Raw genomic sequence first — 13,896 nt, 5'->3', positions numbered from 1 at the left:
CGCGGCATCGATGTGCCGCGCCCTCAAAATCGCTCGATCCGTTACGGCTTACCAGGCCTTGCTGAGCTTCAGCGTCACGGTGCGCTGGTCGCCGTAACCGCAGGTAAACAGGCCCTGGCAACCCTTGACATACTCTTTGTCGAACAGGTTGGTGACGTTGAGGGCAGCGCCCCAGCCGTTCTTCTCGTACCGGATCGCCGCATCCGCGATCACGGCATCGGGAACCTTGGCGGTATTGGCCATATCGGCGAAGGATTCGCCTTGGTAGCGCAGGCCACCGCCCAGGCTGACGCCTTCCAGCGCGCCTTCCGTCACCAGATATTCGACCCAAACGGCCGCCTCATGTTCCGGGATCAGATAGGGGCGGTTGCCGATCACCGAGGGGTCGCCGTCTTCCGTGACTTCCAGGTCGTTATAGGTGTAGCTCGCCAGCATCTTCCAGTTCTGGGTGAGGTTGACCTTGCCTTCCAGCTCGAAGCCGGTGGATGTGACCTCGCCGATCTGCTCCTGGAAGGGTGGCGGACCTGCGATCGTCGTCGTGACGTTCTGCTTGACGATCTGGTAGACCGAGGCGGTCAGCGAGCCGTCGATGAAGGTGGGTTCGTATTTGATGCCGCCTTCGACCTGATGGCCTTCTTCCGGTTCCAGCGCGCCGCCGCTGCCCGAGAGCGTGCCGATCTGCGGATTGAAGAAGGTTGCGACGGAGACATAGGGCGTGATGCCATTGTCGAATTCATAGGCAAGGCCGGCGCGGCCGCTGAGTGCGCTGTCATTGGTGGCATAGGACCCCGTGGCCAGACGCGAGCGGTTTTCGATATCGACATAATCATATCGGCCATTCAGCGTCAGCAGCCAGCCATCGCCGAACCGGATCTGGTCCTGCGCGTAGACACCGGTCTGCTTCAGGCGGGTGACGCCATCGAGATAGGTGAAATAGGCTGGCAGCCCGCCGCCATAGACCGGATCGGTCGGATCCAGGTCCGTCGCCGGGAATGCGGAAGCCTGGGTCTGATCGATCTTGAAATTCTTGTAGTCGAGGCCGAGCAGCAGCGAATGTTCGAGCGGCCCGGTCGAAAATTCCTTTTCCGCCCGGTTATCGACACTGAAACTATCGACGGATGTATCGTGCTTGAAGCCGAGACGGGCGAGATCATAGGTGGGCGTATAGGCATAGGGGTAGACAAGCTCTTCAGCCTTGTCGAGATGGCTGTAGCGCAGGTTCTGCGAGACCTTCCAGCCATTGTCGAATTCGTGCGAGACCTCGTAGCCGAGCATCTGCTGGTCGTAGCGGCCGAAATCATGATCCGGCTCGCCAAAGAAAAGGTCGCGGTCGATCTTGCCGAACGGGGCGTTGGTGACTGTGCCTTCATAAGGAAGGAAGCCGTTGCCGACATGGGTCTGGTCGAAGGCCGAAACGATCGCATAGACGGTCAGCGATGTCGCATCATCCGGCGCATAGGTGATCTGCGGCATGACGAAGCCGCGCAAATCCTCGGAATAATCCGAATAATTGTCGCCGCCGGCGATCTTGCCAGTGACGCGGTAGGTGATCGTGCCATCGTCATTCAGCTTGTCATTGGCATCGAAGCCGAAAAAGGCATTGCCGAAATTGTTGATGCCGATCTCTGTGGAATAGGCGGGCTCTGCCTGCGGGCGCTTGCGCACGAGATCGACGATGCCGCCGGGGCTCGAGCCGCCATAGAGGACGGAAGCCGGGCCCTTCAGCACCTCGATCCGTTCCATCATATAGGCATCGGTCTGGAAACCGCCGAAGCCGAAGGAATAGAGATTGAGGCCGTCCAGGAAGACGCCGGTTTGCGTCGCGTCGAAGCCACGGATGTAGAACCAGTCCGTATCGGGATCACTGCCGAAGGGTTCGGTCGAAACACCGGCGGTATAGCGCAGCGCCTCGTCGATCTTGGTGACGACGCCGCGATCGTCCAGTTCCTTGCGGCCGATCACAGAAACGGATTGCGGTATTTCCGAAACCGGCGTTGCGGTCTTCGAGCCCGTGCCCGTCGCCTTTGCCACATAGCCATCGACCGGACCGGTGGCTTCGCCCTCTGCGGGCTTGCCGCCCTTGCCGCCTTCGACTGTCAGGCGTTCCAACGCCGTGGCGCCGCCTGTTGCGGCGTCCTGCGCATAGGCAGACTGCGCAACAGTGATTGCCGCAACGGCAGCACTCGCCATCAATACCCGGTAGAGACCAGTCCCCTTGATCTGCATGATTTCGTCACCCCAGCTTGAACCGGGCGCCTTCGCCCCCGTCGGCGGTACGCAATCCGGCATTTCATGAATATAAGCGGAGTCTTTAGCTCAACTATGATGGAGCGGGATTGTCTCTGGCTGCGGTTCTTGAACGTTTCTGGTCCATATTCCGCTTTCTGCCCAGACAAAGCGCAAATGCTCAAAAGCGTTGGCTCTTCGCCCAGGTGGCCGGCGTTGCGCCGACAGACTTGCGGAACACACGGGTAAAGTGCGCCTGATCGGCAAAGCCCGTTTCGGCCGCGATAACGCTCATCGGCAATTCGTCCGTGAGCATCAGCTGCTTGGCCCGCTCGATGCGCGCCTTCATCTGCCACTGGTGCGGCGGCAGGCCGGTCGAGGCCTTGAAGGCATGGCTGAAATAGGATTGCGACAGACCGGTGAGCGTTGCCAGTTCTTCAAGACGAATGCCGCGCAGGCAGTTTTCCTCGATATAATCAATCGAGCGGCGCAACTGCCATGCGGCCAGCTCGCTGCGCTTGCGCGCACGCACCGGCGCAAGCTTCATCACATCCACAAACAGCGCTACAGACAGTCCATCGCCATAGAGATCGTGCAATGGCTGCGGATTTTCGCATTCGGCAGCGATCAGTTCGGCGAGCGCCAGGAAGCGCGGCTCGGAAAACAGGAGGCGCGGCATATCCAGCTTGCGCCTGTCGAGATCCTCCATCAGCCTGCGGCTGAGTACATCCGCGTTGAAATGCAGATCGAGATGGCGGACATAATTCACATCGACCATTTCGGCCCACAATTCCATGCCTGCCGGAATATAGGAGATCACCTGGCGGCGGCTGTCCTCCGCCGGCGCCTGATGCGCCGGCCGCAGCCGGATGTTGCGCCGCCCGCCGCCCTTGGCGTCCAGCACGATGAAGAGCCTGGGATCATCCGCCACATAGAACCCGCCAGCGGCTGGCGCGCATTCGACATCCCAGAGATCGGCAACGATGCCGTTCCATTCGCGGCGGTTCAGCCCGCCAATGACGGAAAACCCGGAAATCCTGTTGTTCATGCGCGGTTGAAAGGTCATGACGCCTCGGCGGAACCGGTCCATGCGGACGGAATAAAACCTGCTTTTAATAATCAAGTTTTAATATGGGAAGTCCCGCACTTTGGCAATTGCTGAAATGCCCGCAAAACCCGTGTTTATCGGGCATTGTGTCCTTTTCGCCATGCCTTGCCCGTCAAATCGGCTTGCCGGGGTTCGCACTCATCAGAGTTCGGGCCGGTTGAGTCAGGCCGAAAACCGGCCAGCGGCGGGCGGGCGCTTATAGCCGATCATCCAAAGAATGAGCGCGATCAGCAGGAAGAAGGCGAACGCCGGCTGCTGCAGCAACCAGCGGATCATTGGATCGAGAAAGGCGCCATTGGCATGCGGCCGTTCCAGGCCCTGCACGAAAGACAGGGCCGAAGGGCCGGCGGCGGCAAGCGCTGCTGCAAGCGGCGTCAGCACCGGCTGCGATGCCGAGACCGACTGGATGGCATCGACGGATGCGACGAGCACGCCTGAGACCAGCACCAGAAAACTCGCAAACCGCAGCAAGAACCGCATTCCGCCTCCCCTATCCGGCCCTACCCGCCGGGTCCAGCAAGCAATAAGCACAGGCTCGAAGAAGTGCAATCCCGCCTTTTCACAGGGCCGGATCGCAAGAAGTCAAAAAACTGTCAGAAATCAGTTGATCCCACCGAGTTCCTCGGTATATATCGCGCCGTCCGCAGGTTTTCGTCTGCGGCTTACCCGGTTTGGCGCAGCCGAACGGGTTTTCAGGAGAAAGCAAGCGCTTGTCTCTAATCCACCGGCCCCAACCGCCGGTGCGATTGACAAAACGGACAGGTGGCCGAGTGGTTGAAGGCGCACGCCTGGAAAGTGTGTATACGTGAGAGCGTATCGCGGGTTCGAATCCCGCTCTGTCCGCCATTTTCTCATCCAACGTTTATCCAATTTTCCGAGCGGCCCATCCTCGACTGATCACCCTTTCGAACCCGGCTGCGAACCAAATTTCCGCCCGCTTCAAGTACACCTTTGCGCAAGCGCCTGCCTGCGCTACATCATTCATGCAATCGACAGTCTGCTTTCAGCCAATTTCCAGTCCGGCCCTGTGCCACCAAGGAGACATGAGCATGACGTATATCGCATCCCCCAAACGCCCCATCGGTCATCCGGAACGCGCGCTCGACTGTGAGGAAGTGTTGCAGGTGGCGCTGGCGCATCTGTCGAACGAGACGTCCCTGACGGAGGATGATGTCGAGGCACAGCTTGTTCAGGGCGGCCTCAAGGCCGGATGGGAAGAGGCGGAACTGAGGATTGCGATTGCGGATCTGCGCCGCAATGCGGCCTTGGGATTGCAAGGCCTGCCGGAATAGAAAGGCAGGCAAAAGGCCGTTCGGTGCCGTTTTCGTCACGCGCAGGCTAAGCGGAGATCAGTGCCGCCGCCTGTGTCAAAAATACAATATCAACCTGTGTCATGGATCGACGGGCCCCGCCAAGTTGCCCGGTTGAGGCTTGACGGCGGCAGCTGACTGTGGACTTTGTCCGGCACACAATTCCAGGCTGTCCTGTCAAATCTTGTGTTTTGTTGGAAGCGTATCCATGACCTCAGCATCGATCGGCAAGGCTGCCACGTCATCATCCGGGCGCTTCCTGCGGCAGCTGGTGGTCACTCTGTCGCTCGTGGCAACGCTGAGCGCCTGTGGGGGGCATGCCAAGGGCGTCATGCAGCCGCTCAACATTGCCGCCGAGCCGAAGGGCAATGCCGTCGTCGATATGCTGGTGGCAACCAGCCGGCTGCCCTCGGGCGATCCGGCAACGCTGTTTTCCGGCGAGCGCAGCGTCCAGGCCTCCTTGACCGATGTGGCGGTGTCCATTCCATCCAGCAAGATACGCGCATCGGGCACCGTGCAATGGCCAAAGAAGCTGCCGCCCAATCCGGACACCGATTTTGCGGTTGTCCGCGTCCAGCCGGTGCCGGACGTTCAACAGGCGCGGGAATGGGTGCGCAAGCACTCTTCCGGCGGCCATGCGATGGTCTTCATTCACGGCTTCAACAATACGTATGAGGATTCGATCTTCCGTTTTGCCCAGATCGTTCACGATTCCGGCGCCGACGTGACACCCGTCCTTTTCACCTGGCCGTCTCGCGCCAAGGTGTTCGACTATAATTACGACAAGGAAAGCACCAACTATTCGCGCACCTCGCTGGAGAACACGCTGAAGGCGCTGGTCGAGGACAAGAATATCAAGGATATCACCATCCTTGCCCACTCGATGGGAACGTGGCTGGCGATGGAATCGATCCGCCAGATGGCGATCCGCAATGGCGGACTTCCAAAAAAGATCGAAAACGTCATCCTTGCCTCCCCCGATATCGATGTCGATGTGTTTTCCCGGCAATGGAACGAGCTGGGCAAGCACAAGCCGAATTTCACGATTTTCGTCTCGCAGGACGACCGGGCGCTGGCACTGTCGCGTTATATTTCGGGCGATGTCCAGCGGCTTGGACAGATCAACCCTGCCGAAGAGCCCTATAAGTCCAAGCTCGAGAAAGCCGGCATCACCGTCGTCGATCTGACCAAGGTGAAATCCACCGATCGCCTCAACCATGGCAAATTTGCCGAAAGCCCTGAGATCGTACAGCTGATCGGTCAGCGGCTTGTGACCGGCCAGACCTTGACGGATTCCGACGTCACTCTCGGTGATGGCATCACAGCTCTGGTGGCCGGCACGGTCAATACGGTGGGCCAGGTCACGGCAACCACGGTTGCGACCCCTGTCGATCTTCTTTCCGGAAATCTGAAACTGCCGAAGAAGAAAAAACCGGCAGAGGTCGAAGGCGCCTTCCAGCCGCAGGATGCCCCGTCGCAGTAGGCGGCGGATCGAGACACGCGGCGGTCTATAGTGGACCACTGCGGAACCATCGCCCCGGATGATCGTTTTACTCCCACAAAGGAGAACGATCATGCCGACCACAATCCCGACACCACAGGACGACAGCCCGCGCGGCCCGCAATCCACGCCCGGGATCCCTGATCGTACGCAGGAAAAACCGGCGACGCCGCCTGTGATCGACAAGGGCGACACGAAGAACCCCAACGACCCTATTCTGGAACCGGCTCTGCTTCCGATTGGCGATCCCGCTGGCGCGGCATAAGGAGGACGTTATGGCCACCGACGATACCAACGCCACACCGGAACAGAGAAAGCCACGCGATGTGCATCGGCCACCAGGCGAGCCTTCTCATGCCGACGAGCGATCGAAAGCTTCACCGATGGTTCAGCCGGCAGGCGGCAAGGACGAGAGCGAAAAGCCCATCGTCAACCCTGTGACCGGCGGTTTGATTTGATACAGACATTGAAAGAAAAATACCGGATCGCATTTTGCAAGCCGGTATTTTTATAAGTGACCACAGGAATAGCTGCAGCGTGCCGCTTAGTGTGGCAGCACCTCGACCTTATTCTCAACGAGATGAACACCGATCACCGAGGCGGCAGCCTGCTCAATGCAGCCTATTTCTGTCTCGCAGGACACGTAGCCGCTGAGAATAACGGTACGCCCCACAGCCATGACAGACAGCCTGGATGTATCGATCAGCGCCGAATATTGAATGTAACGCATGACCTTGTTGGCCAGTTCGTCATCGGTGAGGTCCGAGTGATCATCCTGGTGAATATAAATCTGATTGTGCATGGCGATTGTCCTTCCGGAGGGACAACGCAAGTTTTTCCCGAATGTTCCAGACTTCTGAAATGAGTTTGCAGTGCGGGATATCAGACGCCCGGATGCACATTCCCGGGTTGCAGGCTTACCGGCTGCACGTGGATGAAGGCCTCGACGGCTGCGGCAATGAAGTCCTGGCGGGCATAGTCCATCGGCTGTTCGCCGCGCAACACACCGCGGCATGTCCGGATCGCCGCCTGGTAGGCGGTCCCCTCGTGAACCGGCCATTTTTCCAAGAGGCATTGTGCCGCTTCGCGGGTGTTGCGCACCACCCGGTATGTTCCTATTCCGTCGAGTTCGAGGACGACGGGTTCAAGCCACCATTTTTCAATCATCTGGCAACCTCCTGCCGCACCTTGGCATATGAGCCTTGCGTGAAATGTACGCGGCGCGGGTTACTTGCGTAGCATCGGGTTGCGGCCGCCGGGCGAATGGGGCTATGGCGGAGAGACCTTCCGCCAAGAGGCCGTGCCTGATGTCTGATGTCTTCCTGAATGTCGTGCCGATTTTCGTTTTGATCCTCTTGGGCTGGCTGATCGTGCGGATGAACTATCTGAAGGCATCGGTGGGAGAGGCGCTTGGAGATTTCGTTTTCCGTGTCGCCGTGCCGGTTCTCCTGTTCCGCACCATTGCCGAGGCCGATTTCCGGGAGGGCTCGCCCTGGCCGCTCTGGGTCGCCTATTTCTCCGGCGTCTGCGTGACCTGGACGCTGGGGCATCTCGCGGCGACAGTGTTTTTCAAGAAGGATGCGCGCATCGGGGTTTTGGCCGGGGTGTCGTCCGCCTTTGCCAATACGGTCTTCATCGGCCTGCCGCTGGTGTCCAGCAGTGTCGGCCAGGAGGGTGTCGTGGCCCTGTCCATTCTTCTGTCGGTGCATCTGCCGGTGATGATGATCGCCGGAACCGTCCTGATGGAGCGGGCGGAGCGCAAGACCAGCGGCAGGCCAGGCCAAAGCCCGCTTGCGCTCTTGAAGGGTATCCTGCGCAATCTGGTGCGCAATCCACTGGTCATCGGGCTGGCGCTGGGGGCCCTGGTGCATCTCACCGGCATGCCGCTTGGCGGCCCGGTCAAGATCGTCATCGATCAGCTGGCCGGCGTCGCTGCGCCTGCGGCGCTGATCTCGATCGGCATGGCTGTCGAAAAATACGGGCTGACCGGCAATACCGGCCTTGCCTCGATCACCAGCGCGTTGAAATTGATCGTGCTGCCGGCGACGGTCTACGGCGCCTGCCAGTTGCTTGGCCTCAACAGCCACTGGACGGCGGCGCTGGTCTTGACGTCATCGGTTCCCACCGGCGTCAATGCCTGGCTGATCGCCAACCATTTCAACGTCGGCCACGGACTGGCCTCATCGACGATTACCATCACCACCGCGCTCGGCGTCATCTCGGTTTCGGCCTGGGCCTATTTTCTGCTGTAACGGAACCCGGACGTGAAAAAGCCCGGCACATGATGGGCCGGGCTCTGTTCAATCTGCATCTTGGCTTTGGATAAAGCGCTTATTGTGCCGGCGCCGTCTCGGTGGCGGGCTTCGTTGCTTCGCCTTCCGTCGCCGGCTTCGTTGCTTCGCCTTCTGTCGCAGGCTTTGCGGCCTCGCCTTCTGTCGCGGGCGTCGCAGCGCCAGCTTCGGCAGCCGGCTTTGCGGCTTCACCTTCCGCGGCAGGTGCAGCAGCGGCGGTTGCCTCCGGCAGAGCGGCCGGCGTATCGGCCTGTTCGCGCAGCCAGGCAATCAGGTTGGCGCGTTCGTCCGGCTTCTTGACGCCGGCAAAGCCCATGGCGGTGCCGGGAACGTGCTTCTTCGGTGCTTCGACGAAGAAGCTCAGGTGATCGTAGGTCCAGGTCTTGTTGGCTTCGGCGAATGTCTTCATGCCGGCCGAATAGGCAAAACCTTCATGCGAAGCGATCGGACGATCGACAACGCCCCACAGGTTAGGACCAACCTTGTTGGCCCCTCCCTTATCGGCGGTGTGACAGCTCGCGCATTTCTTGAAAACGGTTGCGCCTGCAGCGGCATCGGCCGAAGCCAGGAGCGGCTTGATATCGACTTCGACTTCCGCCGTGGCGCCAGCGCCGGCATCAGACGCGCCCTCTTCGGCGATGATGGCAAAGCCTTCCTTTTCAGGAGCTTCCGAATGGAAGATGCCTTCCGATGCGATCGATACGGACATCAAAACAAAGACCGTACCGAGGAAGGCACCCACGCCCATGTTTACATATGAGTTCATCCGCAAATGCTCCCCTTGCAACCGGCGCGAACAAAACGCCAGCCTATCTTGAAATCGCGCGGAACCTATGTCTTTTGGCTTTGTGTTGCAACAGACATTATAAGCCCGGGTCTGAGACCTTTTGACACTTTTCCGGCGCGTTTTGAAGGCCTAAGCATGAATAGCGACAATTTGGACAAAACCCTCATTCTGATCCCCGCGCGCATGGCCTCGACACGGCTGCCCGGCAAGCCGCTCGCAGACATCTGTGGCCTGCCGATGATTGTCCAGGTTGCCCTGCGGGCACGCGATGCAAACGCCGGCCGGATCGTGGTGGCGGTCGATCATCAGGACGTGTTCGATACCGTCATCGCCGCCGGTTTCGAGGCTGTGATGACGCGCGTGGACCATCAATCCGGCTCGGACCGTATCCATGAAGCGCTTTTAAAGAGCGATCCGCAGGGAAAAGCCGACATCATCATCAATGTTCAGGGCGATCTGCCGACCATCGAGCCGGACACCATCCGCGCCGCGCTGAGACCACTCGAGAACCCTCTGGTCGATATCGGCACCCTGACGGTCGAGATCGAAGACGAAGAGGAAAAGCGCAATCCGAACGTCGTCAAGGTGGTCGGTTCGCCGCTGTCGGACAGCCGGCTGAGGGCGCTCTACTTCACCCGCACCACCGCGCCGCATGGCAACGGGCCGCTCTATCATCACATCGGTCTTTATGCCTACCGGCGGGCAGCCCTCGAAAAATTCGTCTCGCTGCCGCCGTCCGCGCTGGAAAAGCGCGAATCGCTCGAGCAATTGCGGGCGCTGGAAGCCGGCATGCGGATCGATGTGGAAATCGTCAAATCGGTGCCGCTCGGCGTCGATACCCCTGCGGACCTTGAAAAAGCCCGGCGCCTGCTTGCCGCCAAAGCCTGATCGGACACCAGCATGATCACCAAAACCAACCGGATTTCCTTTCAGGGCGAATACGGCGCCAATTCCGACATGGCCTGCCGCGACATGTTCCCGGACATGGAACCGCTGCCCTGCCAGACATTCGAAGATGCCTTTCTCGCCGTCGAAAACGGCGAGGCGGATCTGGCGATGATCCCGATCGAGAACACCATTGCCGGCCGCGTTGCCGATATTCACCATCTGCTGCCCGAATCGCGGCTGCACATTATCGGCGAGTATTTCATGCCGATCCGCTTCCAGCTGATGGTGCTTCCGGGCGTCTCGCGCGACGAGATCCGCACCGTGCACAGTCATATCCACGCGCTCGGCCAATGCCGCAAGATCGTGCGCGCCAATGGCTGGAAGCCGGTGGTCGCGGGCGACACGGCTGGCGCCGCCAAGCTGGTGGCCGAGATGGGCGACCGCTCGATGGCAGCCCTTGCTCCAAGATTGGCCGCCGATCTCTACAATCTCGAGATTGTCGCTGAAAATGTCGAGGATACGGAAAACAACGTGACGCGTTTCGTCATCCTGTCGCGGGATCCGAAGACCATCAAACGGCAAGCCGAAAACGATGTCATCGTCACCACCTTCGTCTTCAATGTCCGCAATATTCCAGCCGCCCTCTACAAGGCGCTTGGCGGCTTTGCCACCAACAGCATCAACATGACCAAGCTGGAAAGCTACCAGCTCGGCGGCAAGTTCATTGCCACGCAGTTTTATGCCGATATCGAAGGCCATCCCGACGATGCCAATGTCCGCCAGGCCCTGGACGAGCTGCGCTATTTCTCCGAAAAGGTCCGCATCCTCGGCTCCTATGCGGCGCATCCGATGCGGCTGGTTTTGTAGCTTAGAGCCTCTAACGGCCAGAATTCGCCGCTGGATATCATGGCGAAAACGTGATTGTTTTGCGGCGAACCCGTTTGTTCGCCGCATTGCGCGCTATCTGATTCGCGCCGTGCCCTCCCCGGTAATGACAGGCGCCCGCGAGGTTATGGGGGCGGCAAAGGTCGATACATGACAATCAAAACTCTTCTTTTTTCCTCGTGCGCCGCACTGGTGATTTCCACCGGCGCGCACGCCGCCGACGCGATCGTGGCTGCCGAGCCGGAACCGATGGAATATGTCCGCGTCTGCGATGCGTTCGGGAAAGGCTTTTTCTACATTCCCGGAACCGAAACCTGCCTGAAAATCGGCGGCTATGTGCGCTTTGATTCCAATGTCGGCGAAAATCCCTATTCGGGCGAAAGCCAGGGATGGGATGCCTTTACCCGCGGCACCATCGTGCTCGATGCGCGTTCGGAAACCGAATATGGCGCGTTGCGCAGTTTCATCGAATTGCGCAGCGATGTGGATGGCATCGACGAAACCACCCCCTATCTCAACGCCGCCTATATAGAGATCGCCGGCTTTCGCGCCGGATACGCGGATTCGCGCTATGACACCTGGCTGAATTCGGCCGGTAACATCATCAACGACGATGTGATCGACTATACCGGCGACCGGACCAATCAGGCCAGCTATGTCTACGGCGAGGATGTCGGCTTTTCAGCCTTGGCCGGCTTTGAAGAAGGTGACGGCAGCTACGATACCGGTTTTGCACCGGCGCCGACCCGCACCTTTAAAAGCGATAATTTTCCGCATGTGATCGGCGGCTTGCGATACTATGCGGAAGACGGCACCGGCATCGCCTTCATTGGCGGCTATGACACGAGGGCCGAGGCATTCGGCGGCAAGCTGCGCGTCGATGTCAAGCTGAACGATATATTCTCTGTCTTCCTGATGGGCGGCTACCAGTCGGATTGGGACAATGATGACGGCCCGGGCGGCACGCGGCAGCGCAACTATTACGGTCCGTGGTTGGGCGATTGGGCGGCCTGGGGCGGATTTTCCGCCAAGTTGAACGAGAAGGCCTCGCTGAACGGTCAGGCGGCCTATGAAGACGACGGAACCTTCGCAGCTGCCCTCAATGTAGATTACATGCTGACCGAAGGGCTGAAGGTCCAGCCGGAAATCAACTACACCGAGTTTGACGGCGAACGCGGAACCGGCAGCGCCATCGGCGGCACCATTCGCTTTCAGCGCGATTTCTAATCGCCACAACGCCTGAAAAATCTAACGGCGCCCGCCATCGCGGACGCCGTTTTCGTTTTTACTTCGGCCAGTCCAGCCAATCGCGCATCAACTGGTGCGCAATCGCACCTTTCGGCGGCGGCCCGAGTTCGCCGGCAGCCAGCGTCACGCCGGTATTGCGCGCCAGCATTGCTGCAGTTTCCTCGCGGGTGAACCAGCGGCAATCCTCCAGTTCCTGATCGTCGCGGTGAATGTCGCGTGATTTTGCTTCAGCGTAACAGCCGATCATCAGCGTGTGCGGCATCGGCCAGGGCTGCGAGGCATGATAGCGGACGCGGCCGATGCGGATTCCCGATTCCTCAAGCGTTTCCCGCCGCACCGCATTTTCCATCGTTTCGCCCGGCTCTACAAAGCCGGCCAGGCACGAATACATGCCCTCCGGAAAATGCGGGCTGCGGCCGAGCAGGCAGAGATCGCGCTCCAGATCGATTGTCAGCATGATGACTACGGGATCGGTGCGTGGAAAGACCATGTGGCTGCAGGCCGTGCAGACGCGCCGGTAGCCGCCGGCCTTGCCCTCCATGACTGAACCGCATTTGCCGCAGAAGCGATTGGCCGCATTCCAGGAGATCAGGCTGGAAGCCTGCGCGAACTGGCCGAGCAGCTCGTCAGTCAGCATCTGCTGGCGATAAAGCGTGCGGCCATCGGCAAGCTTGAACGGTTCCGGCAATGCCTCTTCAGTGAGGCCGACCGGCACCGCCAGCCGCGGCTCGCCATTCGGCAGAAAGCCCAGCAGGATGGCATCGTCGAGCACCGGCTCCAGGCCCGCCAGTTCATAGGGCGCAAACAGCGGATCGATGATCTTCTCGTCATGCTTGACCACCAGCTTGCCGCTGGAGAACGCAAAGACATGGGCGCCGGGCGTGCGGAAGGCGGTTTCCAGGCAATCATCGGGACGATGTTCCGATTGCCGGTCCAGGTGATTCTCGGCAAAGGCGACGAGCGTGCTCGGCTCGGGATGCGGGCTATGCAGGTCGAAGATCGATTTCGTCATGGTCAGAGATTTTCCACTATCCGTGCTGCGAATGCCTTGCGCGCCTCATCCTCGAAGGGCTCGGGCGAACCGAAGCCCCAGACCGGCCCCGGCCAGTTGGCGTCCCCCTCGTTGCGGGCGATGACGTGAACATGAAGCTGGCGGACGATATTGCCAAGCGCGCCGACATTGATTTTCGTTGCCCCCGTCGCCTTTTTCAAGGCGGCCGCGACCATATTGGTTTCGAATGTCAGCATGGCCTGGTCGAGCGGCGTCAGATCGAAAATCTCCGACACGCCGTCGCGCTGCGGGATCAGAACCAGCCAGGGCCAGCGGCGGTCATTGTTGATGCGAAGCTGGCAAAGGCCGAGCGTGGTGATCAGCAATCCATCGCGTTGAAGGCGTTCATCAATCTCGAAGGCAGGCACGTGTCTCTCCCGGAACGGTGATTTTGTCTTTGTTTGCACAATGCTAGCAGTTTTTTGAAGGCGTGGCTTGCATTTGGTTTCGATATTGCCGATATGAGAACCGGGAGGTTGGTGGTGGACGAGCCACTCGCCAACCGGGTCAGGTCCGGAAGGAAGCAGCCCCAACGAGCCAGGCACGGGTCATCGTGCCAGCCTCCCACCCTTTTCCTTCTGTCCTTTGCGGACATGATTTG

At 59.7% G+C, this 13,896-nt stretch carries 16 protein-coding genes, 1 tRNA gene and 1 other RNA gene; 10 read left to right on the top strand and 8 right to left on the bottom strand.

The features are described 5' to 3' along the window. Positions 1-48 precede the first annotated feature (48 nt). The 3 genes from ASD32_RS10620 to ASD32_RS10610 form a co-directional block, all read right to left on the bottom strand. Complete coding sequence (locus ASD32_RS10620; RefSeq protein WP_060637989.1) at positions 49-2,226, bottom strand: TonB-dependent siderophore receptor; 2,178 nt, start codon at positions 2,224-2,226, stop codon at positions 49-51. A gap of 181 nt (positions 2,227-2,407) precedes the next feature. Then, positions 2,408-3,292: an AraC family transcriptional regulator gene (locus ASD32_RS10615; RefSeq protein WP_060638161.1), complete on the bottom strand. Its 885-nt coding sequence runs from the start codon at positions 3,290-3,292 to the stop codon at positions 2,408-2,410. 204 nt (positions 3,293-3,496) lie between these two features. After that, positions 3,497-3,814 (bottom strand): hypothetical protein, encoded by a 318-nt coding sequence (locus tag ASD32_RS10610; protein ID WP_060637988.1) that lies wholly within the window; start codon positions 3,812-3,814, stop codon positions 3,497-3,499. 276 nt (positions 3,815-4,090) lie between these two features. Here ASD32_RS10610 and ASD32_RS10605 point away from each other — a divergent pair. From ASD32_RS10605 to ASD32_RS10585, 5 genes are all read left to right on the top strand, one after another. Continuing rightward, positions 4,091-4,180: transfer RNA gene (locus ASD32_RS10605), tRNA-Ser, on the top strand. A 203-nt stretch (positions 4,181-4,383) separates the two neighbouring features. Next, entirely contained in the window at positions 4,384-4,626 is a 243-nt protein-coding gene (locus ASD32_RS10600) for a hypothetical protein (protein ID WP_060637987.1), read from the top strand. 226 nt (positions 4,627-4,852) lie between these two features. Then, on the top strand, positions 4,853-6,127 hold the full coding sequence (locus ASD32_RS10595) for an alpha/beta hydrolase (protein ID WP_060637986.1): 1,275 nt from the start codon (positions 4,853-4,855) through the stop codon (positions 6,125-6,127). 91 nt (positions 6,128-6,218) lie between these two features. Further along, positions 6,219-6,410 (top strand): hypothetical protein, encoded by a 192-nt coding sequence (locus ASD32_RS10590; protein WP_060637985.1) that lies wholly within the window; start codon positions 6,219-6,221, stop codon positions 6,408-6,410. A gap of 10 nt (positions 6,411-6,420) precedes the next feature. Then, entirely contained in the window at positions 6,421-6,603 is a 183-nt protein-coding gene (locus ASD32_RS10585; protein ID WP_060637984.1) for a hypothetical protein, read from the top strand. An 86-nt stretch (positions 6,604-6,689) separates the two neighbouring features. Here ASD32_RS10585 and ASD32_RS10580 read toward each other — a convergent pair whose 3' ends face one another. Together ASD32_RS10580 and ASD32_RS10575 are read right to left on the bottom strand one after the other, a co-directional pair. Next, positions 6,690-6,947, bottom strand: a complete 258-nt coding sequence (locus ASD32_RS10580; RefSeq protein WP_060637983.1) for a BON domain-containing protein — start codon at positions 6,945-6,947, stop codon at positions 6,690-6,692. Between the two features lie 80 nt (positions 6,948-7,027). Next, complete coding sequence (locus ASD32_RS10575) at positions 7,028-7,312, bottom strand: DUF982 domain-containing protein (RefSeq protein WP_060637982.1); 285 nt, start codon at positions 7,310-7,312, stop codon at positions 7,028-7,030. 140 nt (positions 7,313-7,452) lie between these two features. Between ASD32_RS10575 and ASD32_RS10570 the strand changes: the two genes are divergently transcribed. Continuing rightward, positions 7,453-8,397 (top strand): AEC family transporter, encoded by a 945-nt coding sequence (locus tag ASD32_RS10570; RefSeq protein WP_060637981.1) that lies wholly within the window; start codon positions 7,453-7,455, stop codon positions 8,395-8,397. A gap of 79 nt (positions 8,398-8,476) precedes the next feature. Here the strand turns inward: ASD32_RS10570 and ASD32_RS10565 are convergent, their stop codons facing one another. Further along, on the bottom strand, positions 8,477-9,202 hold the full coding sequence (locus ASD32_RS10565) for a cytochrome c family protein (RefSeq protein WP_060637980.1): 726 nt from the start codon (positions 9,200-9,202) through the stop codon (positions 8,477-8,479). 156 nt (positions 9,203-9,358) lie between these two features. Between ASD32_RS10565 and ASD32_RS10560 the strand changes: the two genes are divergently transcribed. From ASD32_RS10560 to ASD32_RS10550, 3 genes are all read left to right on the top strand, one after another. Beyond that, the gene (locus ASD32_RS10560; RefSeq protein WP_060637979.1) at positions 9,359-10,111 is read left to right on the top strand and encodes a 3-deoxy-manno-octulosonate cytidylyltransferase; all 753 of its coding nucleotides are present in this window, start codon (positions 9,359-9,361) and stop codon (positions 10,109-10,111) included. A gap of 12 nt (positions 10,112-10,123) precedes the next feature. Further along, positions 10,124-10,978 carry a prephenate dehydratase gene (locus ASD32_RS10555; RefSeq protein WP_060637978.1) on the top strand — a complete coding sequence of 285 codons (855 nt, stop codon included), beginning with the start codon at positions 10,124-10,126 and terminating at the stop codon, positions 10,976-10,978. A 168-nt stretch (positions 10,979-11,146) separates the two neighbouring features. Then, complete coding sequence (locus tag ASD32_RS10550; RefSeq protein WP_060637977.1) at positions 11,147-12,223, top strand: porin; 1,077 nt, start codon at positions 11,147-11,149, stop codon at positions 12,221-12,223. A 58-nt stretch (positions 12,224-12,281) separates the two neighbouring features. Here ASD32_RS10550 and nudC read toward each other — a convergent pair whose 3' ends face one another. Both nudC and ASD32_RS10540 read right to left on the bottom strand, forming a co-directional pair. Continuing rightward, complete coding sequence (gene nudC, locus ASD32_RS10545) at positions 12,282-13,256, bottom strand: NAD(+) diphosphatase (RefSeq protein ID WP_060637976.1); 975 nt, start codon at positions 13,254-13,256, stop codon at positions 12,282-12,284. A 2-nt stretch (positions 13,257-13,258) separates the two neighbouring features. After that, the gene (locus tag ASD32_RS10540) at positions 13,259-13,663 is read right to left on the bottom strand and encodes an HIT family protein (RefSeq protein ID WP_156383138.1); all 405 of its coding nucleotides are present in this window, start codon (positions 13,661-13,663) and stop codon (positions 13,259-13,261) included. 103 nt (positions 13,664-13,766) lie between these two features. Here ASD32_RS10540 and ffs point away from each other — a divergent pair. Beyond that, positions 13,767-13,863, top strand: an RNA gene (gene ffs / locus ASD32_RS10535) — signal recognition particle sRNA small type. Positions 13,864-13,896: the final 33 nt, after the last annotated feature.

The organism is Rhizobium sp. Root483D2, assembly GCF_001426685.1.
Lineage (GTDB): Bacteria > Pseudomonadota > Alphaproteobacteria > Rhizobiales > Rhizobiaceae > Pararhizobium > Pararhizobium qamdonense.
Note: the sequence above shows the minus strand (reverse complement) of the source record. Positions and strands in the feature narration are given on the sequence as shown.